The 23,062-nt window shown below is 60.2% G+C and carries 22 protein-coding genes, 1 tRNA gene and 1 pseudogene; 12 read left to right on the top strand and 12 right to left on the bottom strand.

What is annotated here, in order from left to right:
- Positions 1–147: 147 nt before the first annotated feature.
- The 3 genes and pseudogenes from J2S67_RS08160 to J2S67_RS08150 form a co-directional block, all read right to left on the bottom strand.
- Positions 148–1,337, bottom strand: a pseudogene (locus J2S67_RS08160) (IS3 family transposase); the annotation flags it as partial.
- Positions 1,338–1,663: 326 nt separating this feature from the next.
- Positions 1,664–2,251, bottom strand: a complete 588-nt coding sequence (locus J2S67_RS08155) for an AAA family ATPase (protein WP_310248022.1) — start codon at positions 2,249–2,251, stop codon at positions 1,664–1,666.
- Positions 2,245–4,500: an AAA family ATPase gene (locus J2S67_RS08150; RefSeq protein ID WP_310248019.1), complete on the bottom strand. Its 2,256-nt coding sequence runs from the start codon at positions 4,498–4,500 to the stop codon at positions 2,245–2,247. The genes J2S67_RS08155 and J2S67_RS08150 overlap by 7 nt, the downstream gene beginning before the upstream one ends.
- Positions 4,501–5,281: 781 nt before the next feature.
- Between J2S67_RS08150 and J2S67_RS08145 the strand changes: the two genes are divergently transcribed.
- The gene (locus tag J2S67_RS08145) at positions 5,282–5,815 is read left to right on the top strand and encodes a hypothetical protein (RefSeq protein WP_310248017.1); all 534 of its coding nucleotides are present in this window, start codon (positions 5,282–5,284) and stop codon (positions 5,813–5,815) included.
- A 164-nt stretch (positions 5,816–5,979) separates the two neighbouring features.
- A complete protein-coding gene (locus J2S67_RS08140) occupies positions 5,980–6,273 on the top strand; it encodes an antibiotic biosynthesis monooxygenase family protein (protein ID WP_070507348.1) in 294 nt (97 codons plus the stop codon).
- A 38-nt stretch (positions 6,274–6,311) separates the two neighbouring features.
- Here J2S67_RS08140 and J2S67_RS08135 read toward each other — a convergent pair whose 3' ends face one another.
- From J2S67_RS08135 to J2S67_RS08120, 4 genes are all read right to left on the bottom strand, one after another.
- Positions 6,312–6,683, bottom strand: coding sequence for a hypothetical protein (locus tag J2S67_RS08135; RefSeq protein WP_310248014.1), 372 nt, complete (start codon positions 6,681–6,683; stop codon positions 6,312–6,314).
- Between the two features lie 29 nt (positions 6,684–6,712).
- Positions 6,713–7,099: a TetR/AcrR family transcriptional regulator gene (locus J2S67_RS08130; protein WP_310248012.1), complete on the bottom strand. Its 387-nt coding sequence runs from the start codon at positions 7,097–7,099 to the stop codon at positions 6,713–6,715.
- Between the two features lie 213 nt (positions 7,100–7,312).
- The gene (locus J2S67_RS08125; protein WP_310248010.1) at positions 7,313–9,133 is read right to left on the bottom strand and encodes an ABC transporter ATP-binding protein; all 1,821 of its coding nucleotides are present in this window, start codon (positions 9,131–9,133) and stop codon (positions 7,313–7,315) included.
- A gap of 661 nt (positions 9,134–9,794) precedes the next feature.
- Positions 9,795–10,361, bottom strand: a complete 567-nt coding sequence (locus tag J2S67_RS08120; protein ID WP_070507341.1) for a TetR/AcrR family transcriptional regulator — start codon at positions 10,359–10,361, stop codon at positions 9,795–9,797.
- Between the two features lie 64 nt (positions 10,362–10,425).
- On the opposite strand from J2S67_RS08120, the gene J2S67_RS08115 reads away from it, so the two are divergent.
- Together J2S67_RS08115 and J2S67_RS08110 are read left to right on the top strand one after the other, a co-directional pair.
- Entirely contained in the window at positions 10,426–11,310 is an 885-nt protein-coding gene (locus J2S67_RS08115; RefSeq protein ID WP_310248008.1) for a DMT family transporter, read from the top strand.
- Positions 11,291–11,500, top strand: coding sequence for a hypothetical protein (locus tag J2S67_RS08110; protein ID WP_310248005.1), 210 nt, complete (start codon positions 11,291–11,293; stop codon positions 11,498–11,500). The genes J2S67_RS08115 and J2S67_RS08110 overlap by 20 nt, the downstream gene beginning before the upstream one ends.
- 101 nt (positions 11,501–11,601) lie before the next feature.
- Here J2S67_RS08110 and J2S67_RS08105 read toward each other — a convergent pair whose 3' ends face one another.
- Complete coding sequence (locus J2S67_RS08105; protein ID WP_176744704.1) at positions 11,602–11,766, bottom strand: hypothetical protein; 165 nt, start codon at positions 11,764–11,766, stop codon at positions 11,602–11,604.
- Positions 11,767–12,009: 243 nt separating this feature from the next.
- Between J2S67_RS08105 and J2S67_RS08100 the strand changes: the two genes are divergently transcribed.
- From J2S67_RS08100 to J2S67_RS08090, 3 genes are read left to right on the top strand one after another with little or no spacing between them, the layout of a single operon-like run.
- Positions 12,010–13,683: an ATP-binding cassette domain-containing protein gene (locus J2S67_RS08100; protein ID WP_310248000.1), complete on the top strand. Its 1,674-nt coding sequence runs from the start codon at positions 12,010–12,012 to the stop codon at positions 13,681–13,683.
- 5 nt (positions 13,684–13,688) lie between these two features.
- The gene (locus tag J2S67_RS08095) at positions 13,689–14,294 is read left to right on the top strand and encodes a TetR/AcrR family transcriptional regulator (RefSeq protein WP_070507336.1); all 606 of its coding nucleotides are present in this window, start codon (positions 13,689–13,691) and stop codon (positions 14,292–14,294) included.
- Positions 14,295–14,299: 5 nt separating this feature from the next.
- Positions 14,300–15,451, top strand: a complete 1,152-nt coding sequence (locus J2S67_RS08090) for an MFS transporter (protein ID WP_070507417.1) — start codon at positions 14,300–14,302, stop codon at positions 15,449–15,451.
- A gap of 431 nt (positions 15,452–15,882) precedes the next feature.
- Here the strand turns inward: J2S67_RS08090 and J2S67_RS08085 are convergent, their stop codons facing one another.
- Positions 15,883–16,854: a helix-turn-helix transcriptional regulator gene (locus J2S67_RS08085; RefSeq protein ID WP_310247994.1), complete on the bottom strand. Its 972-nt coding sequence runs from the start codon at positions 16,852–16,854 to the stop codon at positions 15,883–15,885.
- A 110-nt stretch (positions 16,855–16,964) separates the two neighbouring features.
- Between J2S67_RS08085 and J2S67_RS08080 the strand changes: the two genes are divergently transcribed.
- A complete protein-coding gene (locus J2S67_RS08080) occupies positions 16,965–17,348 on the top strand; it encodes a VOC family protein (RefSeq protein WP_035756255.1) in 384 nt (127 codons plus the stop codon).
- Between the two features lie 30 nt (positions 17,349–17,378).
- Here the strand turns inward: J2S67_RS08080 and J2S67_RS08075 are convergent, their stop codons facing one another.
- Positions 17,379–17,999, bottom strand: a complete 621-nt coding sequence (locus J2S67_RS08075) for a TetR/AcrR family transcriptional regulator (protein WP_310247991.1) — start codon at positions 17,997–17,999, stop codon at positions 17,379–17,381.
- A 59-nt stretch (positions 18,000–18,058) separates the two neighbouring features.
- Between J2S67_RS08075 and J2S67_RS08070 the strand changes: the two genes are divergently transcribed.
- Complete coding sequence (locus J2S67_RS08070; protein WP_310247989.1) at positions 18,059–18,643, top strand: GNAT family N-acetyltransferase; 585 nt, start codon at positions 18,059–18,061, stop codon at positions 18,641–18,643.
- A 28-nt stretch (positions 18,644–18,671) separates the two neighbouring features.
- Entirely contained in the window at positions 18,672–19,139 is a 468-nt protein-coding gene (locus tag J2S67_RS08065) for a GNAT family N-acetyltransferase (protein ID WP_310248799.1), read from the top strand.
- A gap of 127 nt (positions 19,140–19,266) precedes the next feature.
- Here J2S67_RS08065 and J2S67_RS08060 read toward each other — a convergent pair.
- Positions 19,267–19,339 (bottom strand) — tRNA-Ala (locus J2S67_RS08060).
- Between the two features lie 299 nt (positions 19,340–19,638).
- Between J2S67_RS08060 and J2S67_RS08055 the strand changes: the two genes are divergently transcribed.
- Positions 19,639–21,120, top strand: coding sequence for an AI-2E family transporter (locus J2S67_RS08055; protein ID WP_310247986.1), 1,482 nt, complete (start codon positions 19,639–19,641; stop codon positions 21,118–21,120).
- A gap of 48 nt (positions 21,121–21,168) precedes the next feature.
- Entirely contained in the window at positions 21,169–22,689 is a 1,521-nt protein-coding gene (locus J2S67_RS08050; RefSeq protein ID WP_310247982.1) for an MFS transporter, read from the top strand.
- Positions 22,690–22,792: 103 nt separating this feature from the next.
- On the opposite strand, the gene J2S67_RS08045 is transcribed toward J2S67_RS08050, so the two are convergent.
- Positions 22,793–23,062, bottom strand: coding sequence for a GlsB/YeaQ/YmgE family stress response membrane protein (locus J2S67_RS08045; RefSeq protein WP_310247979.1), 270 nt, complete (start codon positions 23,060–23,062; stop codon positions 22,793–22,795).

Raw genomic sequence — 23,062 nt, 5'->3', positions numbered from 1 at the left:
GGTGGCTGAGTCTGTGTAGCTTCGGTTGTGTAGGCGGGGCGGCGTTGGCGTCCAGTTCACCACCCTAGCTTGGTCGCGGTGAACCAGGTAGGCGGAAGGCCCCGGGAACGAAATGAACTAGCCCCCGAAAGTTGGACTGGTTTTATTTTAGGCGGCTGAGGCTTCAAGGGTCTGATTCCGGTATTGCATCGGGGTCAGGCCCTTGAGTCGTTGTTGGATGCGTTTGGTGTTGTACCACCCGATGTACTCATCGATCGCCTGAGTGAGTTCTGTGACGGTGTCGAAGACTTGGCCGTGGTACATCTCGGTTTTCACGTGGCCGAAGAAGTTCTCCATGACCGCGTTGTCGTAGCAGTTAGCTTTGCGCGACATCGACTGAATACCACCGTTGTTATGAATCAAGTTGCGCCAGGACGAATGCTGATACTGGAAGCCTTGGTCAGTGTGGATCATCCACCCGGGTTCAGGCGTAGAAACCGCGATTGCCTTGGTCAAAGAGTCAGCGGTAAACGCTGTCGACGGCGATGTAGCCACAGTGTGGGCAACGATTGAGCGGTCGAACAGATCCATTACCGGTGACAGGTAGACCTTGCGGCCCGTGACCCTGAACTCGGTGACGTCGCTGACAAAGACGGTATTTGGCTTATCCGGAGTGAACTTACGGTCAAGTACGTTCTCAGCAATATGACTGATCGTCCCAGCATAGGAAACATACGGCCTGCGCTGGCGGATCTTAGCTCGAAGCCCCATCTCGCACATGAGCTTGTAGACGAGTTTGTGGTTGATCACCCAGCCTTGGTTACGCAGTTCTAGTAATACTCGCCGATAGCCGTAGCGATGTTTGTTGCGCTCGAAGCTTTCCCGGATCGCTTGCTTGAGTGCCGCGTGCTTATCTGGCTGGCTGAGTCGTTTCTGGTGGTAGAAGAACGTCGACCGTGGGATACCTGCTGCCTCTAAGAGATATTCCAAGCGGTGGTGCGACTTGAGGATGACAATCGCCTGGACTTTCAAGCGTGTCCCTGATTCCTCAAGTCCCGCAATTTTTTTAGATAGGCGTTTTCCGCTTCCAACCGCTCAACCTGGCGACGTAGCTTTTCCTCTTCGGTAAGCGGCCTTGACGCGGTCGAGCCTTTGGGCCTGCCCTTCGGCTTCGGGCGTAGCGCCTCGTCACCGTCTTTACGCCAAGCACTTACCCACTTCGTGACGGTCTCATCAGCACTCAACTGGTACTCACGAGCTAACTGTTGCCGTGTCGCGCCAGCCAGGAAACGCTGAACAACTTCTTTCTTGGTCTCAAAGCTGTACTGCTGTTTAGTTCGTTTCTCCACAAGACACAGCCTGCCATGCAACTGAAACCGCCGATAGAGGGCGCGCGTTGCATCTCTTGAAACCCGGACCACCCTCGCAGCAGCTTGGCTCCCCATGCCCAGCTCGAAACACGCCACCAACCATTCACGCTGAGACTCACTCAACGAACTACGTGAATGCATAAAACTGCTCCCCACTAATCGGTAACTGATTTCTCAGTCCAACTAATGGGGAGCAGTTCAAAACGATCCCGGGGCCTTTCTATTGCGGGCAGACCTTTATTACTTGAACCTAGCCGCGTCAGTCCCAGTGGGTCGTGAGAGATTCCATAGGGCGTAATAGCCTAGAAGACTTTCTAGAACTGGTACTTCTCCTTGCGCAAACGGAAAGCTCGCTCGCCGCCCTCCATAACAGAGGTGATACTGCGCCGCACAGGCGCGACATCAATCGAACCTTGCTCCTTGATATGGCCGTTTGATTGATCGTCTGCGGTCAAGTAATCGCAGACCAGGACGAGGTCCGCATCGCCATTTACGACCATGTTTGCGTTATGGCTGGTGAATATCAGTTGACGTTGACCTTTAGCAGCCCAAATTTTAGGGGCAATCTGTGAAATCGTATTGCTGTCGAGATCGTCCTCAGGCTGGTCGATGAGCAAAGGAGATCCTTCTTGTAAGAGTAGAGCGCCAAGCAGAGCAGAGGCCTGCTGCCCAGCCGAGGCAGCGCTGAAAGAAATATATGCCCCTTCCTTGGTGCGGTACTCAAACTCAGGGATGACATGCAGTTCTATCAGAGATAGATCAAGCCATTTATCTGGTGTGACATAGGGGCGCAGTCGTTTTTGAACATCAGCTGGCAAACCGAGTTTGTCGAGAGTTGGGGTCTGCTTTGGGTCTACCTCATCATCCTGTTGCAGTTGGCTTAGGTATTCAAGCTCTACCAAAACTTGCTCCCAGGCATCCTGCGGATTCGGCTCGGACGAAAGGTTCTGGAAAAACTCTCAACCTTATCTGAGCGGACGCGAGACCCCTGTATGAGTCCTTTGAATTCTTCCTGGAGAGCTTGGAACCCGCAATTGCTCGATAAAGTTGCGCGAATCATGCCTTCCGACGACGATTTTAGTTTCTCGCATTCTGTGTGTAGTAGTTTTGCGCGTTCCTCCCGGACGCCTGCCAACTTTGAGCGGAGTTTAAGACGCTCACCGTGGGGATCCCCAAGCCCCTCGAGCTCAACGCGCAACTCCTGCAAGCGCCGGTGCGATGTCTGTTGTTGTGCTTCTAATCTAGCGAGTTCGGTTAGCGTGGTCTCGTGGGTAGACGAGCGCTGTTTCACGGCCGCATACTCGTTGCGGCACGCGCTGAGCTTGCTTTCCAGCGCTTGAGAGAGCTTAGCTATCTTGCCGCCTGCTCTAGTGAGTCCGCGAAAGTTGTCTAGCAGCCGGCTGCCTTCTTCATGAAGGACGGCCAGAGCTTCTCTTGTTGCAGTGAACAACGCATCGACGTCATTAGATAGATCCGTGGACAAAGATTTTGGCAAAGTTGGTGGAGTAGGGTTTCGCTGTAACCATGAATCGAGTGAGTCGAACAGGGTCGTTAGGCTGTCTTGAGTGGAAGCTGCTTGTTGGTGCCAGGCAGACTGCAAGGAGACTAGATGGTCGAGGTCGGGCTTGTGGTCGAGGATTCTATGATCCTCCTGGGATAGCCCTGTAAGGCCTTGGCGCAAGGCTAGTATCTGGGTGGTATGGGAGTCTTTTCGAAGGGTCTCGCTATTGATTTCGGAGGAGACGGTTTGGTGGCGCTGAACTGCGTCGTGGTTTTTTCGTAGCCGGCTAATCACTTCCTTCTCTTGGTTGCTATTTTCTTCCAACTCGCGCTGGATTGGTGTGGTTAGGAACCGGAGGAGCTCATCAGTACGGACCGCTACGCTACTCAACTGCTTCTGGCTGTAGGCCTGGATTGGTAATAAGCTTTCAACCTCCGAGCTGGTGACGTTGTCGAACTTACTCTCGCCTATCTTGAGATCAACTTTGCCATCGGAAGCATAGCGGCGAACGACATGCGTAACCCCGTTAACTACACAGTGAACCTCCACATAGGCATCTAGGTCCTTGAGCGTTGACTCAATGAGATTGCGTGTATGTTTCGCTAACGCTGTGTCCTCGACGTTGTCATTTTCATTCACGCGGGAATCACAAAGAGCCCAGCGGAGATATTCCATAATTGTCGATTTTCCGGTCCCACGACCTCCGATTAGGGCGGTGTACTGCGGGTTGATCTTGACATCGACTGGCCCCATGAACTTGCTGTCAGACACGATGACACGTGAGATCCATGCATTAGGCATAGCCGGAGGCGCCTGGGAGATGCGCGAGTCCTGTGCAAGACAAGCTTGGCGAAGGGCTTCGGCCGTAGGCTTTGACCATTTGACCCAAGTTGTATGCTCACCCAGTTTCGAAAACTCAGAGTCACGAGTGTCCGATGTTTGGAAGAACGCTAAACGCTTAGAACCCCACTCCCGGTTCTTGCCATCTAGGATCTGTTTTTTGCCCAGCTTTTTCGCATCGAAAGAACCATCAATATATCCTCCGACTGACGGTAAGTTTCGATATATCGACTGAAAACTTGTCCGTAGAAATGTTTTATGTCCATCAGGTGTGACATTGGGAAGGATGATATAGCGGCCTCGGAGCCAGTCGTGATTGTCGAGCTTTTCCTGTAGCAGACTAACATCTCTGGAATCGGGTAGTGCTTCCACAACAGGGAGGTGATTTAAGTTGGGGTCAACCGGTTCAAAGTGTAAGGCTCTTAGGACGTCGTCAAGGCGGTTTTCGGGAAAGTCGGCGTCTAGGATCATGATTGCCTGACCGGGAACCTCGAGGGTGAGTTCTAGCGCTGGAAAGACGATCAAGCGGTTTTCGTCTCGAAGATTTGTGCCATCAGGAAGTTTTTCGCGAGCGGCCGCCTTCTTAATGTGGGGAAAATAAGCAAAATCATGATGGTCGGATATCGCGACAGCGTTTAATCCCTTCTTTCGCGCTGCGGCGACGAAGCTGTCAGCCCATTTGTCACGATCGTTTGGGCGTGTTCCATCCCATTGACCGTCGCGGGGAGTGTGCACTTGAAAATCTGTCCGATAGAAGTGGCTACCTTCATCTGATAATTCAAAAGTGCGTGTAGTCTCTTCGGTGCGCATGGGGAACCTTTCACGTCGGTGCCGTCACATTTTCGGGATTGCGGTTGTTACGGCGTCAGCTGATTAATCTGCGGATGCGTTCGACAATGAGCATACTGCTATGAGTAGTTTGTCTACCCGGTACAGTGAGGCCTTTTGACATAAGAACACTTCGGCCAACGTTAGTTCCTGCGGGGGTGCCACCATCTCCTGAGATTCTCTACATGAGTCATTGGCTCTGTCTGGCCACGCCGTTTGCCTTAGTTTCTCGCAATCAGTTTCTCTGATGACCTGATGTGTAGACCGCGAACCAGTCAGATGAAGTGGAAATAGAGCGCGTGTCGGTGTGCTTCTCAGGTGTATGAGGCACCGTAGCTTTACAGTGGCCATAAGCCATACAGCTCAAGATGCGCGGAGGCCGTCCAAGAACGTCGGTGATTAGCCATAAGGTCGACGCTCAGCCGTGCGTTAGCTTGACCTTAGAGCTGTGTCGATGTGTCACCTGTTGTGACCCCATATCGATGGGCCTGATCGATTAGCGGGAAATGTGAAATATGTTCGGCGTCTCGTGATCTAACACGTCGATAAGTGTCCGATGCTTCCGGGGCACTCTTTGAAGTGGCTTAAGAGTCACAATGCTCGTGATTCGAACCCTGTAGACAGCTGGTCTCAATGGGATGGTCAATGTGGGTACCGAATATGCGTGCGTTGGAGTGGTTGTCCCTAACCCTTATAAGGGAAACTTAGTCGCTAGCTGTCTGGGTTAGTGTGGCAAGGGTCGAACAATGACAGAGAGGTCACCATGTTCTCCTTCCTCAAGAAAATATTCAGCACCACAAAGCAGGATGAGCAAGAGCATGTCGCGCAGGAGGCTCCTGAGGCCGCCCCGCCGATCCCAGTGCCCGAATTCGACTACGCCGCGCGAGTCCCCGAAGGGTGGGGCATCTATATCTCTTTTAAGGATTTCGATTTTATACCGGTTACGTCTTACGGGCAGATCAGGTGGGCGCTAGAAGAAATTCAGGAATTGGCGGCAAAGGATGAGCAGGCTTTCGTACAGATCTCCAATGAGGACATCCCGGACGGCTGCGGCTACGCCCAAACTCTTTGCTTCAAGCCGGCTAAGCGCGGGCCAGAGAAGGGCATATTCTACTACCGCAACGAAGTTCAGTACACCCCTGAAGGCTGTTACCTCTACGGGGAACCCACAAAAGATGGGGACAGTAGCGGAGGCGCAAAAATCGACGACACCGCTCTTATCTTGTGCACCTTCATCCGAGACGGCGGCAAACTCCCCGAGTTTCCACACTTGGTAGGGACCTACGAGAAGTACTAAACCGCGCTCCCTGTGCATCCAACAGTCCACACCCAGCCCCAGGCCGGAACCGGGGCAGGGCCGCGGGTACCACTCGGCGAAACCCCAGGAAACATCGGTAGCCTTGTTTAAAAGGTTGAATCACATCGCGGCGCGTAACACCGCCGCCGTCTAGGGAGGTTCAGATGACGTTCGTCAACATCACGGCACTCACATACCCTGAAGGGGCCGAAGCCGAGATCGAGCAGCGTTTCGCTGCACGGAAGAAAGCTGTGGACACCGCTGAAGGTTTCCAAGGGTTTGAACTGTTGCGTCCGCAGATCGGGGAGGACCGCTACTTTGTTGTGACCCGTTGGGAAACCCGCGAGCACTTCCAGGCATGGCTTGATGCGCGCCCGGCCCGCGATCACGGCGACGATGAGCAGCGCGGCATGAGCGTGGAACTGCTCGGCTTCGACGTCGTCCCATTCAACGAGTAGCCCGCACCTGCCTCAAATCTGTCCGCGGCCGCCATCGTTCATTGTGTGCGGTCGCGGACAGTCTCGTCAATGCGCCGTTCCAAACCAACCGGATCATCAACGGAAAGAATGAGGCGGCTGTATTCAAACGTCGGGTCCAGTTCGATCACGAGCACATCCGATGCGCCGGTCACGTTCCAATAGTGGCGTTCCCCGTCCTTGCGGTACGTCGCCGACACCTTCTTACCCCCCGTATTCAGCCCCGGTGAACGGATGCCCTTCGGTTCCGTCACCACACCCGGGTCGAACGTAGCCCCGCGAACAAGTGCCAGCGGCACACGGATTTCCCTCTTGAATGACCACATCTTGTCTAAGCCGCGCGGGGTGACGATGAGCTCCCCGTCCTGAATTTCAACCTTGTTGCGAGCCATGCGTTTCTCCTTCTTCAAAACCTATAGACCTAGCCGGTTGCCTCGGTGAGGCAAGCCCGCTCGAGCGCTCGCTGACCAAGCGCTTGAGCTGTAATCCCATTGGCGTCGATGATGCGCTGAACCAAATCCGCGACGTCACGGTTGTGGGGTGCGATCTCAAAAACAGCGACGTTGAGCAGGTCAAGCAACACCTCAGGAGCCGAGCTGTCGCCATCGCTGTGTTCTCCTGCCGCATGCTTGAGGGCCGCAACGAAAATGCCTTGCTTCGAACCGAAGATCGAATACAGGCTGCCCCTCACCACCCCTGTGGTTTTTACGACCTCGTCGATCGAGGTCGCCGTGAAACCCCGCCTAATGAACAACTCACCCGCCTGCTGCAGGAGAGCCGCGGTATCAAACTCCCGTGGTCTTGCCATAGTTTCAGAATAGATGTTCTAGAACTGGTGGTCAAGAACTTTATCTGGGGTATCTAACGGAATGAGGAGCTTGCCTGTCGAGATGACGGACCGGCCTTTGTCCGTGCGCGCTCAAGGTGGCGGTTAGCTGGGATTTACTGGCGACGCGGCGGGGAGGTCACACGGAACTAGAGCGTCCACGATCAGTGTCCGGAGAACTGGGTCGGGCTCGCTTTACGTTTCGGCCGGGGGAAGGTCGGCGCTTGTGTGAATGTGTAGTGCGGAGATGAACTCTTGGTAGAGGGTGTCACGACTGAGGAGGTCGCGGTGGGTTCCTGCGTCTCGCACCTGACCGTTTTCGAGGACGATGATCTGGTCTGCATCGAGCACGGTGGATAAGCGGTGTGCGATGGTGACGACCGCGCCTTCCCGTGAAGCGGTGGCGATGAGGTTCTGGATGGCCGCTTCGGTAGTCGCGTCGAGCTGGGCGGTAGCCTCATCCAGCAGGAGCACGTTCGGGCGGCGAACCAGGGCTCGTGCGACGGCAAGGCGTTGACGCTCCCCACCGGAGAGACTGGTCTCGGCAACGTTAGTGTCCAGCCCGCCATTGAGGGATCGAATCTTCTGATCGAGGCGTACCGAGGCAAGTGCTTCCCATGCTTCGTCATCGGTGGCGTCGGGCACACGGAAGAGCACGTTGTCACGAACGGTGCCGGGGATCACAGGGGTTTCTTGTTCGACGTAGGCGATGCCTGACCTGACATCATCGATGCTCAAGTGCTCGTACGGGACACCGTTCAGTTCGAGTCGCCCTGAGGTGGGGTCGATGAAACGGAGTAGTAGTGAGAAGACGGTGGTCTTTCCCGCTCCGGACGGGCCGACGAGTGCGATGTGCCCCTTGCGCGGGATGGCGAGAGTAATGTCGCGCAGCGCGGGGGTTTCTGCGTCGGCGTAGCCTGCTGTGACCGCACGGAGCGTAAGCACCGGGGTATCAGGATGGCTCACAGGAGCAGGTGCATCGGCGGGGCGAGCGTGCGTGTCTTCGAGTTCGAGGTGTTCGGTTTCGCGAATGCGTGCGGCGGCGGCGAGGCCACTCTGGAGGGTGGAGAATGCCCCGGCCAGTGAGGTGATCGGGTCAACGATGTTGAAGGCATACATGAGGAATGCGACAAGAGTGGACACGGCAAGCTCGCCGAGCGCGACTCGTCCTGCGCCGAGGCCGAGGATGACGATGATCGCCAGCTGCACCCCGCCGCCCGCGACCGACCACGCCAGTGCCGAGAACCAGACCGATCGGATCGCGTGCCGGGCAGATTCTTCGGCTTTTGCGTTCACCCGTGCGATCTCGCGGTGCTCGGCGCGGCTGGATTTCACGGTACGCAAGGCTCGCACCCCGCCCTCCAACGTCGCACCAAGATCTCCGATGGCGTCCTGTGCGCGTTTGTCAGCTTTACCGATCTGCGGAACGAGCACACCGAACAAGACGCCGACCACGACCAGCGCGAGGAGCGTGGCCAGCAGGAGAGGCCAATCGAGGATCGCCATCAACACAATGGTTCCGACCAGGGATACCAGGCCGTTGATGAGTTGCACGAGACTATTCGTCGTCGCCTCCCGCAAAAGCAGCGTGTCGCTGGTGACGCGGGTGACGAGTTCGCCGGACCGGAAGCGCTGAATCTGCTCCAGCTTCGCCAGCAAGAATCGACTGACCAGGCCACGGCGAGCATCTAGCACGATGCGCTCTGAGAGCCTACCCAGTAGCACGCTCTGGGCGAGGTTCGCGATGACTCCGACGATCAGGATCAGCACCAGGACCGTGACTGGACCTGTGAGATCGAGATTAGTGCCGAGCGAGTCGAGCACCCACTTGGTGACCATCGGTGTCGCGAGCGCGATCGCCGTTGCGAACAACCCCAGCAACACACCAATGATGAGGGTTCGAAGATGTGGGCGCGAGTACGACCACAACAGCGCGATACCTTCCCGGAACGGGACCGCAGCGTTGCCCGACTTCGCGTCGTCGATGCCGTTACTCGGAGATTCAGAGACGTTCATGGTGTCTTTCGTGATCATCTTCGATGCGGGTTAGCGGAACGCCCGGCTAGTGGCGCTACCGGTCTGGAACAGGCTAAACCAGACCATGAATTTCTGCAATGGAGGCAGCGGGACACCGACCAGGTGCCGCCATCCCGTGCGTCCGGTCCAGCTCGATCTGCCGCAACTCCAACGTGTCAGCCAGCACCCGTAACGACTCGACCGCCTGCAGCCCCGCCCTCGGGTTAGTGCATGTTCGCCGCGACCACGGCGACCCGTGAAGGCTTCAGAATGTCAAGCTAGGTTGGGCATCAATGGCTTGTCAGCGAAGGTTGCAACGTGGCGTTGCGGCTTCGGCTCCGTCCGCATAACGCCGACGATGCCGAATGGCTTCACGAGCTGTACTCGCCCTCGGGCGTCGAGGAAGTGTCATACGAGTTCGACAGCCTGATCTCCGTCACGTTGCTAGGCGGCATCTACGCGGCGTTCATGGCCCGTGAACCCTGCCGCGGAGCTGTGGGTACCAGGTTTCACTGGCTTCGCAGCGGCTGCATGCCTTGTCGGGTTCATGGGCATCGCCCTCCTCCTGCGCAGTGATCGAGCCCTGTCTCACTAAGCGTACTGCCCGGAGAGGTTGGTTGAAGAGCGCAACGCGACTCGAGCTTGCTGTGAGAGGGACTCCTCACCGTTGGGCCAAGAGTTCCTGTGATGCGGCGCAGGCTTGAGCGAACACCCGTGGGTCGCCCTGGATCGACGCGGTGACCTGGGCACCTTCATGGAGCAGGTGCAGGAGGGCGCCGGTGTTCTCATCGCCACCGGCGATCTGCGTGAACAAGGCCAACATCCAGGCCTTCTCCGCCCGAACGAAATCGCCTGCCTCATGCTCGCTGGCACCGATCTCGGCCCAAGCGTTCACGAAGGCACAACCGCGAGGGGTGCCGGTCGCCCACCGAGCAGTGTGCCGGTAGACGACCTCCAGGGCTTCGGCTGGGGAGGCGCCGGTCAAGGCTTCCAGGAGTTTGCCCTGCCAGACGTGCGCGCGTTGTTGGAGGTAACAGGCGACCAGCCGATCCTTGGACCCGTAGCGCTGATACAAGGTCCTCTTCGTGGTCTCAGCGCGTTCGACGATGCTGTCAACACCGGTGGCCCTGATTCCGTGGTCGCGGAAGAGTTCCGAGGCAGCATCGAGAACCCTGTGGCCGACCGGTGTGGTGTCGACAGGCTCGAAGACCTCGAGGTCGATGTGCATGATCCGTCCCCCATTCGGCTGTGGTGCACTGACAGTATACCGACCGGTATGTTTAGCTGTTCGCATGCGATGGTTTATGTGTGTGGCGTTCGTGGTGGCGTGGAGTTCCGGGTTTGTCGGGGCGACGTTGGCGGACCGGACAGGCCTGGGGGCGTGGTCCCTGCTGGCCTGGCGCTATCTGATGACGGCCCTTCTACTGGTCGTCGGGTGTCTCCTGGTTCCTTCGGTGCGTGATTCTTTCCGCGCGCTGAGCCGACGCGAGGTGTGGCAGCAGGTCGTCCTGGCCGTCTTGTCTCACGTGTTCTTCCTGGGCGGTGTGTTCCTGGCTGCTGAACAGGGGCTTGATGCCGGCGTGTCTGCGCTGGTGTGTGCACTCCAGCCGCTGCTCGTGACCGCGGCGGGGCGCATTTTCTTCGGTGACCGAGTCAGCATCCTCCAGTGGGTTGGCCTGCTCATCGCTCTGGTTGGCGTCGCTTTGAGCGTGGGAGGCATCAGCGCAGCGGGGGTGGGAGGCGTGGGCCTGGTGGTAGTGAGCCTGCTGGGACTGTCCATGGCCTCATTGCTGGAACGCTCGTGGAAGCCCCAGGTGCCCGTGGTGACCAGCCTGACCGTGCAAGTGAGCGTTGCGGCCGTGATCTTCAGCGGCATAGCCCTCCTGACCGACGGGCTTGCAGTGCAGGTCACGGGGGTACTGGTGCTGGCAATCAGCTGGCTGGTTCTCCTGTCTGGCCTCGGCGGCTACGCCACGTTCATCTGGTGCCTACGCCAGGTGGGAGCCACCAGGACCAGCACTCTGCTCTACCTGACTGCACCGGTCACAATGCTGTGGGCGTGGTCCTTCTTCGGCCAGCAGCCCTCGCTCCTGCAGTGGATTGGGCTTGCGGTCGTCCTGGGTGGCGTCGGCCTCGCGACCAGACGCACCAACCACCGTGAGGAAGACACGGCCTGACCACCGGCCCTTCGTCGACGCCGAGACCAGGCTGCGAGTCCAAACCAACCTCGAAGCCAACAACGCCCGCGGCGAACGACCACCCCAGAAGTACGACCACTACCTCAAAGGCGTCCTGTGGTGCGCCGGCGGAGCCAAGCTCATGATCGAAGGCCCTCGCGAACATGAAATGCTCCCCACTAGTCGGTAACTGATTTCTCAGTCCAACTAATGGGGCCCAGCTCAGCTATGGCCGCACCCAAAAAGGTGGAACGATGTCCTGGCACGTCCACCGAAAAAGTGGGTTAAGGGTCAGACGACCTGCGGCGTAATATCGGGAGGATCGGTCTCTCCATGCCCCACCAGCACATGGGAGGCGTGTAGGTCGTCACCGATACGCACTCGATAGTCCTGGTAGCGGCGGATCTCGTGCGCGACCGCGGATCGCTCAGCGCGATCCAATGACAGAACTCTCATGCGGCCAGCTCCTCCCTGGTCCCGTCCCCGCGGGACGGGTTCGCATCGGTCAGGTGCGCTGCTGGAGACGCTGGAGCCCAGTCTCAGCCCAGGGTGACGTTGCTCGGGCCTCGCTTGAAAGACGTGTGGCAACTCCGAGGTGCGGATGCGCGCGTCCTGAGCCTCACTACGAGAAGCACCTGATCACGTGAGCAGGCTGGCAGGCCCAACCGGTATTTATCACAGGTGTGATAGTATTGGGTCATGGTTCATCTTGATGTCGCGTCTGTGACGTACACGCTGGCCGATGGTCGACCGCTGCTGCGCGATACCTCGCTGGCAGTGAGCGGGGGCGAGCGGGTGGCCCTGATCGGCGCGAACGGCGCCGGGAAGAGTACGCTGCTGCGGATCGTAACTGGCGAACTTTCGCCGGACTCCGGCACGGTAACCCGTGACGGAAGCTTGGGTGTGATGCGCCAGTTCGTCACCGGCTCAACAGTCGGCAAACTCCTGTTGTCGGTCGCACAGCCTGCGATCCGCGATGCTGCCGTACAGCTCGCACGCTCTGAGGCCCTGATGAAGGAGCAGGGCACCACTCAATCGCAGATAGCGTACGCGTCGGCAGTCGCAGCATGGGGCGAGGTGGGCGGCTATGACGCCGAGGTGTTGTGGGACGTCTGCACGGTCGCCGCTCTCGGGGTGCCCTTCGAGCGGTGTCGCCACCGGTCGTTGTCAACATTGTCTGGTGGTGAGCAAAAGCGGCTCGCGCTGGAGGCGCTGCTGCGAGGCCCGGACGATCTGCTGCTGCTGGATGAGCCGGACAACTCCCTGGACGTGCCGGGCAAACGCTGGGTGGAAGAGCGGTTGCGCGCGACGGGCAAGGGCGTGCTCTACGTGAGCCACGACCGTGAGCTGCTGGCCCGGACGGCGACCTCGCTCGTGACGCTGGAACTCGGCGCGGCGGGCAACACCACATGGACGCATCCTGGCGGGTTCGATACCTACTACCGTGCGCGGGGACAGCGGTTCCAGCGGTTGGACGAGCTGCGCCGCCGCTGGGACGAAGAGCACGCGAAACTGCGCTCGCTCATGCTCATGTACAAGCAGAAGGCCGCTTACAACTCCGACATGGCCTCCCGGTATCGGGCAGCGCAGACCCGGCTGACCCGGTTCGAGGAGGCCGGGCCTCCGCAAGAACAGCCTCGCGAGCAACGCCTTCAGATCCGGCTGCACGGTGGGCGGACCGGGAAGCGTGTTGTGACCTGCGAGGCGCTGGAGCTGACGGGCCTGATGCGCGCGTTCGACTTCGAGGCGTACTTCGGTGATCGAGTAGGGGTGCTCGGCTCGAACGGGTCGGGCAAGTCGCACTTCCTGCGCCTGCTCGCGGCCGGGGGCACTGAGCCCGCACCGGGCCAGGAGCCCGTGACCGATGCGAGGATCGAACCCGTGCCGCACGGCGGCACAGCACGGCTCGGTGCGAGGGTACGGCCGGGATGGTTTGCTCAGAATCGCAGCCGGCCCGACCTCGCCAGCCGCACACTGCTGGACATCCTGCACCGCGGTGATGAGCACCGTACTGGCCTTCCGCGAGAGGACGCCTCGCGGGTACTCGCGCGCTACGGGCTGGCGAAGTCCGCAGAGCAACTCTTCGACTCGCTCTCGGGCGGGCAACAGGCAAGGTTCCAGGTACTGCTGCTGGAACTCGGCGGAGCGACGATGCTGCTGCTGGACGAACCGACCGACAACCTCGATCTTGTTTCCGCCGAGGCTCTCCAGCACGCACTCAGGGCGTTTGAGGGCACGGTTCTGGCCGTAACTCATGATCGTTGGTTTGCCCGAGACTTCGATCGCTATCTCGTCTTCGGAGCCGACGGAGACGTCTACGAGAGCAGCGAGCCCGTGTGGGACGAGGCCGGCGTCATCAGGGAGAGGAAGTAAGCGTCATGCCCGCACGGATCGACCCGGAGCAGCGTCGTCAGCAGGTCATCGAGGCGGCATTCCGCCTCGTGGTGGCCGAAGGCATGGAGGGCGTGTCGCTGAGGAAGGTCGCTGACGAGTCCGGTTTGAACATCGGCTCGGTGCGACACTACTTCGACGGACATCACGATCTGCTCACTGCTGCGGCGGAGGAGGCGGGTGCCCGGATGGGTCGCCGTCTTGCCGCCCATCCGGCCGAAGGACTGCGCGGGCTCACACGTGAGGCGGCGCTCGACGCCCTGCAAACCTTGGTCGAGACCGTCATGCCGGTCGATGAGCCACGGCGGGACGAGGCGATCGTGGTGGTCGAACTGATCATGGCCTCCCGAACGATGCCGGTGTTCCGCGTGATGTCCGCGCGCATGGCCGCCGACCTTCACGCGGTCCTGCGCGACGCACTCGACTCCCTCGACGTGCCGGACGCTGACCTCGCTGCGGCGCAGCTCTCCGCCGTGATCGGCGGGCTGACTCTGGACACCGTGACGCCACACGGCGGTCTGAGCGTCGAACGCTTGCGAGCCGTCCTGCGGGCACATCTGCGGATGCTGCTCGCGAACGCGCGTCACGGGTGATGCGTATGCCTGCTTGGTTGTTCACGTTGCTGGCCGCTGCGTTCGTGCTCTACACCGACGACTACGTGATCGCCGGAATCCTGCCTGAACTCGCGGCCGATCTTGGGGTCACCGAGGGCCAGGCCGGACAACTGGTCACCATGTTCTCCCTGACCGTCGCCCTCACCGCACCGGTCGCGGCAGTCGTTCTCGCGGCGGTGTCACGGCGGAGACTGTTCACGACCGCGTTGCCTGTCTTCATGGCCGCAAACCTCGCCGCCGCGGCCACTGATTCGTTTGCGGTGTTGACGGCGCTGCGCGTTGCCGCTGCGTTGACGGCTGCGGCGATGACCCCGGCGCTGTTCGCGTTCACCGCCCGTCACGCACCAGCGCAGAAGGTCGGCAGGTACCTCGCCATCGTCTCGCTCGGCGTCACTGGATCGATCTCAGCCGGAGTGCCGCTTGGCACCTGGATCGGCGGCGTCCTCGGCTGGCGAGCGACCTTCGCGACGATGGCCATCGCAGGGGCTCTCGTCTTCCTCCTCGTGCTCAGCACCCTGCCCCGCTCCGAGGAAACCGACGACACTCCACGCCTGGCCGATCAGTTCCGCATCCTGCGGCGAGCTCCGATCTCGCTCGGATTGATGGCGAACTGCCTGCTCATGACCGACTCGATGATGATGCTCACATATCTCGCCCCCTACCTGGCCGAGACCACAACAGCAGGCATCGAAGAACGCGCACTCGCCTTCAGCCTCTCCGGGATCGCCGGCATTGGAGGCATCTGGCTCGGCGGGATCGCTACCGACCGCCTCGGCGCGAATCGAACCCTGCTGATCGGTATCGGCACGATCGTCGCCACGATGATCGTCCTTTGGGTGCTCTGGACAGCGAGACCCGCTCCACTGCCGCTCGTGCTGGTCGTCGCGACGCTGTGGGGCGGCATGGCGTTCTGGACCTCCCCAGCAATCCAAGCCCGCCTGCACCACCTCGCCGGTCCCGTCTCGGGCCAAGCGCTGGCGCTGAACACTTCCGGCACTTACCTCGGGGTTGCCATCGGAGCCGCGGTTGGGGGCAGCATCCTCTCAACCGCTGGTATCGGAGCTCTCCCTCTCACAGCTGCAGCTTTCGGGATCATGGCAATCATTTCGCTCGCCTACACACGTGCTGTCCCATGACATTCAAAACAGATCATGGGACGCAACGAATTGAGGTGCATTCCGCCATCACAGAGATGCGCAGAGATCTTTCACATAAGTGGACTCTCGCCGAGCTTGCTCAATACGCTCACATTTCTCCGTCTCGCTTAAAGGGCCTGTTCGTTGATGAACTGCTCCCCACTAGTCGGTAACTGATTTCTCAGTCCAACTAATGGGAAGCAGTTCAGCGGAACGATGTCCCGACACATTACAGTCCGCAGCAAGTACTTGTAGCCATCACCAGCCGACATCACCCGCATCGACATCGTCAGCCAAACCACCCCTCACCTGGCCATCACACAGGTGAGCCGGAGCCTCCTAACCTCGATCTGCAAGGGGCCTGGCAGCTCCAGATGGTGGCTACAGCTGGCTGAGATCAGGGTGCTCAGAGGCCCCTGTACGGAGCAGGATCACGAGCGGTAGAGCGTGGCGACCTGATCGATGTGGTCCAGGAGCTTGGCTTTGATGTCGTCGGGGGCTTCGATGCGCACGTCCGAGCCGAGGCGTAGCAGGACGGTGACCGCGTGCAGGTCGTCCATGAACTCCAGGCTCACGGGCCGCCACCCCTCACCCGGTGGGCTCCCGGACGCATCCATCGGCTTGGTGCGGATACTCCACTCGCGCGCGTCGTCCCACCGCGCGGCCCGGAGCCAGGCATCAACACTCACAGGAGTGAACTGGTCGAGAAACCGGCCGCGGTGCTCTCGCCATGCTTGGGCCACATCCAGGTCAGGTCCGGAGCACGGTTCAGCCAACGGGGCGGCGTGCTCGATACGGACTGCCTTGAAGAACCGCACCGTTCCCTCGGTGCTGGCGCATAGATACCAGTCGCTGCCGGCCGACACCAGACCATGCGGCTCCACGATCAGCTCTTGTGCACCTGTGGCTTGGCGTGAGCGATAGGTCAGCTGCAACCGCTGACGGGCGAACACGCAGGCTTCGAGGGTTGCGAATGCCTCCCCGGGTTGCAGCGCATCAGGTTGCGGCAACCAGCCCTGAGGATCAATCACGATCCGCGACGCAACCTCCAGGCTCTGGTTACGATGGGCGTCGGGAACCGCAGCCAGCAGCTTACGCACCCCCGAGGCGAACGCGTCACCCAAGCCAATCGAATCAGGGCCCCACGATGAGATCGCGGAGAACAGCGCGCGGCTCTCGTCCTCAGATAGCGCTGTGACATCGGTGCGGTAGCCCGGCATCAGGCGGACACCGCCGTGGGGGCCGCGCTCGCAGTACACCGGCACCCCAGCAGCCGAAAGTGCCTCCACATCCCGCAGCACGGTACGACGCGACACCTCCAGGCGCTGCGCCAACTCTGCCGTCGAAAGCCCGCCATGGGTACGCAGCAGCCAGATCATCGACAACAACCGATCCGCTCGCATGCCCCAATACTCGCACAGATACATGACAGAAGATGTCACCTATCACCCGTAGCTTCGTAAGCGTAACGACAAAATCGTCCCCAAAAGGGGCGCTCACAGAGAGAGAAGCTATGACCGCCTTCGCACCCACTAGCGTGATCCTCTACGTCACCGACGTCGAGGCCAGCACCATCTTCTACCGTCAAGCCCTGAATAAGGAGCCCATCGAGACCTTCAAAGACTTCGCAGTGTTCGCCCTCACCGACAATGTCATCATCGGTCTGCAGACCCGCGACCAGATCGACCCCGCCGCCACCGGCACACCAGGCAGCGTCGAACTATCCATGAGCTACGCCACCCACGATGATGTCGACCAGCTTTACCACGATTGGACAACCCTCGGCTTTCCGATCGCGCTGGAACCCACCACCCTGGAGTTCGGCTACACGTTCGTCGCCACTGACCCCGACGGGCACCGCCTCCGCGTCTGCGCCACCGACCCCACTAATCTTTAGGGGTCTTGCGGGCATTCCCTCGCCTCGCCCTCAAAGCGCACCCGGCTTGGAGGGCGAGGCGAGGAGAGCGCTGATTCCGTCGGCAAGGATCTCCTGCGGGCTGATGTGGTGCTGCGCGTGGAGTCGCGCGTAGGTCGGAGCTTGCTCAGGGTCGATGGTGACATGCTTCTCGTCAGGCGCCATCGGAGCAGTTAGAGCGGAACCGATCACCAAATTGGATAGTCGGTAGGCAGTGCCGAGCGGGTCCGGGGTGCCTGTTTGTTCGAGTAGGACGCACATTCGCTCAGAAAGGGTCAGGTACGCCGGGCCCCTGGGAGCGCGCATACCGATGACCCGACCGGCCCACCGGTGGGCTGTCAGGTGCGCGAAGAAGGCCTGCATCAGGGCAGGAAGGTCAGCGTTACGGATCGAGTCGGACATGACCGGATCGTCTTCAAGCGCTGTGTCGAGGGCGAGGTCGAACAGATCGTCGACGGATTCGACGCGGGAGTACAGGCTGGCTGGAGCGACACCCACCTGTTGCGCCACAGAGCGCAGTGTGAGGGCCCTCAACCCGCCTTCGTCCAGTAACCCTACCGATGCCCTCGCAACCTCCCCGATGTCCACTGCGCGGAGACGTTGCACAGGTTTGCGGTGTTCCCAGTAGCTCACCCCACCAGCCTAACCAAACATGCTTCAGTTAGCTATCCATTCTATGTTAGGTTTAGCGCATGCTGGATACTACCACCCTCCCGATCACCTTTGAGAACACTCGCCTACGCGCCCTGTCCGACTGGGATGCAGAAGCGTATGCATCCGGAACCAAGGACGAAGCTGTGCGGCGCTTCGGCCACCTGCCTGAGCCCGACTACACTCCCGACTCCGTGCGACGGATGATCCGTGAAGAGGCCGCTGTGGACCTGTCGACCGGCACGCTGGCAGTCCTCGCACTTGCTGACACCGAGACGGACCGGTTTGTGGGCTCTTTGGTGCTCTTCGACGTCAGCTCCGAGACTGCCGAGGTCGGGTTCTGGATTCATCCGGATGCGCGGGGAGCGGGGCACGCTCATCGGGGTCTGGAGTTGGCATCGTGTTTCGCACGCAACAGTGGACTGCGAACCTTGACAGCACGCACGCTTTCAGAGAACCACGCCTCTCAGCGATGCTTGACGAACGCAGGTTTCCGTGAAGTGGAACGGGGCGTCGGAACCACACCTGCAGGACGGCGCGAGGAGTTGATCCACTACCGGTGCGATCTCGTGCCCAGCGCCCGGTGGCCTAATGGTGACGGAGCGGCTTCGGCTCCGTCACTATAACGCCGACGATGCCGATTGGCTTTAGAAGCTGTACTCGCGGCCAGATGTTGCCCGCTACCTGCCGGGCGAGCCATGGACTGTAGAAGTCACCCGTGACAAGCTCACCGAACGGCTAGCGAAGACTGATATCGATGGTGAGAGTGGGGCGCTTGCGCTGGTCATCGAGCATGACGGCGTCGCGATCGGGAGTGTCACGCTGTGGCTCACCGATAGTGAGCACCGGCAAGGCGAGATCGGGTGGGTCCTCGACCCGGCGTACGGTGGGGAAGGGTTCGCCAGCGAAGCCGTCCGAGCAGTACTCGCCCTCGGGTTTGACCACTACCGGCTCCATCGCATCACCGCGCAGATGGATGCCCGCAACAGCGCCTCGGCAGCACTGGCTCGTCGTGTCGGGCTCCGGCTCGAAGCACATCACGTCCAGGACTGGTTCAGCAAAGGCGAATGGACCGACACCCTCGTTTATGCGCGGCTGGCTTCTGAAGACGCGCTTCAATGACGAAGAGTCGGACTTTCGTCCGCCTTGGTCGCACCCAAAACCGGAACGATGACGCTACACATCAAAGCCCCCAGACATAAAAAAATGTCGGGACACCGTGTGAACGATGTCCCGACACATTACAGGGTGGAGGTAAGGGGATTCGAACCCCTGACCTTCTCCATGCCATGGAGACGCGCTACCAACTGCGCCATACCCCCGCAAAGCAGAAACCACAATAATTCACTTATATTTCCTGCGCTGTCCGCTCTGCCCGCAGATCCTCACTGGACCGCGCCGCGGCGAACAGATGAAACCATACCACGCCCAATAGACGAACCCAAACCGAACCCAAACCCGGCCCGAAGCCAGCCCGTGCCCCACCCGCTCCTAACCCAAACTCAACCCGAAAACACTCCCGTTCGACGCCGGAGCGCAACACTCGCCGCGCAACCGTCATCGCGCCATAGAATGGTGTGCGAATGAGCCGAAGTATCCGTTAAACCTAGGGGAGAGGCGTATGTCTGAACGTCAAGAATCGTCAGATGAATACACAGCAGACTCGAACGATGCTGTGACCGGCGAAATCCCCATCGTCCCCACCCCCGAAAACCCAGACGGCGCCAAACCAGAAGACGCCGAACCCGCGGACACCCAAACTGAAGCCCCGCAATCCAAAGCCCCGAAACCCGAAGACGCAACGAACGATGCGGTAGGCGCCTCCACCTCCACCTCCGCCTTGCAGGAAGAGCCACGTGACACCGCCACCGACGCGGACGAGTTCAAGCCAGCCCGCAGCATCGGAGTGATCCCGCTGGATGACGCCGGCAAACCCAAGGAGGAGTTCTCTGCCTCCGCCGGTAAGGCCCGCAAGTGGGGCGAAGACCAACAAGCCGGTATGCCTCGGTTCATCAAGGTGACGCTCGGGCTCGCCGCCACCTGCATCATCCTCATGTTCGTGCGCGATCTGCAAGACATCATCGCGCCGGTCTTCCTCGGTCTGAACCTCATGATCGTGGTGTATCCGGTCCAGAAATTCCTGCAACGCTGGGTACCACCATTCGTGGGTGCGATGGTCTCGCTCTTGCTGGTGCTCGTGATCCTGGTGCTGTTCGTGTGGCTCATCGTGTGGTCGCTACTCGCGTTGATCCAACTCATGCCGTCCTATAACGAACAGTTCGTTGAAGCGTGGCAGTGGATCCAGAAGACCGCGCTCGACCTCAACCTGGACTTCAGCGAAATCACCAAGTCACTGCAATCCATCCAGCCGAACGACGTCATGTCGCTGCTGGCGCCACTGTTCTCCAACGTCTCCTCAATCCTTGCGCTGCTGACCACCCTGGTGATCGCGACCCTGTTCCTCGCGATGGACTCCGCTGGCCTGCATGCCCGCCAGCAGTTGCTGCGCATCACCAAGCCGCGCGCCCTCATCGTCACCAACGACTTCGCCTACGGCGTGCGCCGCTACTGGCTGGTCACCACCGTGTTCGGCCTCATCGTCGCGATCGCCGACGTCGGCGCGCTCTGGCTGCTCGGCATCCCGCTGGTGTGGGTGTGGGGCATCCTCTCCTTCATCACCAACTACATCCCCAACGTCGGGTTCTTCATCGGTCTCATCCCACCCGCCCTGCTGGCTTTCCTCGAGAAGGGCTGGGGTTCGGCGGTTGCCGTGATCGTCGCGTACTCGGTCCTGAACTTCGTGATCCAATCGATCATCCAACCGAAGTTCGCCGGCGAATCCGTGGGCGTCACCCCAACCGTGTCCTTCCTGTCCCTGCTGTTCTGGGTCTGGGTCCTCGGCCCACTCGGAGCCCTCCTGGCACTGCCGGCAACGCTGCTGCTAAAATCCTTCCTCATCGATTCCGACCCGAACGCGCGATGGCTCAACACCTTCATCGCGGTCCCCGCGGACTCCGCGCTCCCTGAGGATGAACAGCCGATGCCGCTATCGGAACGCAAAGCCCGCGCCTGGAGGGAACGCAAAGCCATCCTCCGCGGCTAGCCCGAGCGCATCTGTGCTCCCGTTATTTGTTGTTTTTCGAGAAAGTTTATGTCCCCCCAATACGGTAAATACGAGCAGCTGATCCCGAGCGCCCGCAGGCGTTGGGCCGCGCTGGCGCTGCTCATGATTGTTGTCCTGCTGGTTTCTGTCGATAACTCCGTGATGGTGCTGGCACTGCCGGAGATCGCTGTTGAACTGCACGCGAACGCAACCGAGCAACTGTGGGTCTTGGACATTTACCCGCTGGTTTTGGCGGGGCTCTTGGTCCCGATGGGGAACCTGGGTGACCGGATTGGTCGCCGCCGCATCATGATGATCGGCGCGGTCGGTTTCGCGGTGGTCTCCGGTGTCGCTGCGTTCTCTGTGAGCCCGATGATGCTCATCGTGTTCCGTGCCCTGCAGGCCGTTTTCGGTGCGGCACTCATGCCCGCCACGCTGTCTTTGATCCGCAACATCTTCCCCGACCCGCGTGAACGCACCACCGCTGTCGCTATCTGGGCGGCTACGTTCTCGGCGGGTGCGGCACTCGGACCGATCATCGGCGGACTGCTGCTGAACTTCTTCTGGTGGGGTTCCGTCCTGCTCATGGCGGTCCCGATCCTGCTCCCGTTCCTGATCGGCGCGCCTCTGTTGCTGCCGGAGTCGAAGGACCCGAACCCGGGCCCGCTCGATGTTGTGAGCATCGCGCTCGCTATGGCAAGCCTGCTTCCTCTCACGTACGGGATCAAGACCCTGCCACAACAGCTGTGGGTCGGCCTGGCCGCTATCGCGTTCGCGCTGGCTGTCGGCTTCGTTTTCGTGCGCCGCCAACTGGGTGCGGACATTCCGTTCCTGGACGTCCGATTGCTCTCTCGCAAGGCGTTCGCGCTTCCACTGATCATCAACCTGCTCGCGATGTTCTCGCTCGTGGGCTTCCTCTACTACCTCTCCCAGCATCTACAGCTCATCGAGGGCCGCAGCCCAGCGGAGGCCGCGCTGTTCATGCTGCCCGGCATGGTCATGACGGTGGTCGCTGGTCTCGGCGTTGTTCCGGTGGCCCGGAAAACGGGCCCGGTCGCCGCGATGGTCGCAGGTCTTCTGTGCAGTGCGCTCGCGTACGGGATCCTCGCGGTGTTCGTGGGACGAGGCGACTGGGTTCCGATGGTCGCGTTCCTCCTCATTGGTGCTGGCGCTGGCATGGCGGAGACCCTCTCGAACGACTTTGTGCTCACCGCCGTGCCCTCCGAAAAAGCCGGCGCCGCGTCCGCGATGTCTGAAACCGCGTACGAATTCGGCACCGTCATGGGGGCCGCCGTTCTGGGTGGGCTACTCAACGCCCTCTACACCGCGCACCTCGTGCCGCCTGCGGCCCTGAGCCAGGCCCAGGGTGAACAAGCAGCCTCTTCGCTCGCTGCAGCGCACGATGTGGCTGCCGGCCTCCCGCACGAACGCGCGGCAGAACTCTTGCAGGCAGCATCGCACGCCTTCGACTCAGGCGTCACCGTGACCGCCACGGTCGCAGGGGTGCTGGCCCTCGCGGTATCCATCGCCGTGTACTTCGGCCTGCGCACACCCCGCGACGCCAAATAAACACGCGGTGCCCAGTAACCAGCGGACTTAAAGAACGGTGCCCCTCCAGGTCAAACCTGGAGGGGCACCGCTGTCTAGAAACCGTTGTATAGAGCTAGGTCTATTACTTAGCGCGTGCGGAGCCGCGGGAGAAGATTCCCAAGATACCCAGCAGGATGCAGGTACCTGCGATCGCGCAGATCCACGTGCTCAACTCGAAGAAACCGCCGGTTCCCTTACCGAAGATAACGGAACCGAGCCAACCACCAAGAAGACCACCAACGACACCGACGACGAGCGTTGGGATGATTCCCATCGAGTCGCCCATGATCGCCTTACCAATAGCGCCAGCAATCAGACCTACTAGAATCCAACCTAGAATACCCAAAGCCAA

Origin of the sequence: Pseudoglutamicibacter albus, assembly GCF_031458175.1 — a bacterium.
In the GTDB taxonomy this organism is placed as follows: Bacteria; Actinomycetota; Actinomycetes; order Actinomycetales; family Micrococcaceae; genus Pseudoglutamicibacter; species Pseudoglutamicibacter albus.
Note: the sequence above shows the minus strand (reverse complement) of the source record. Positions and strands in the feature narration are given on the sequence as shown.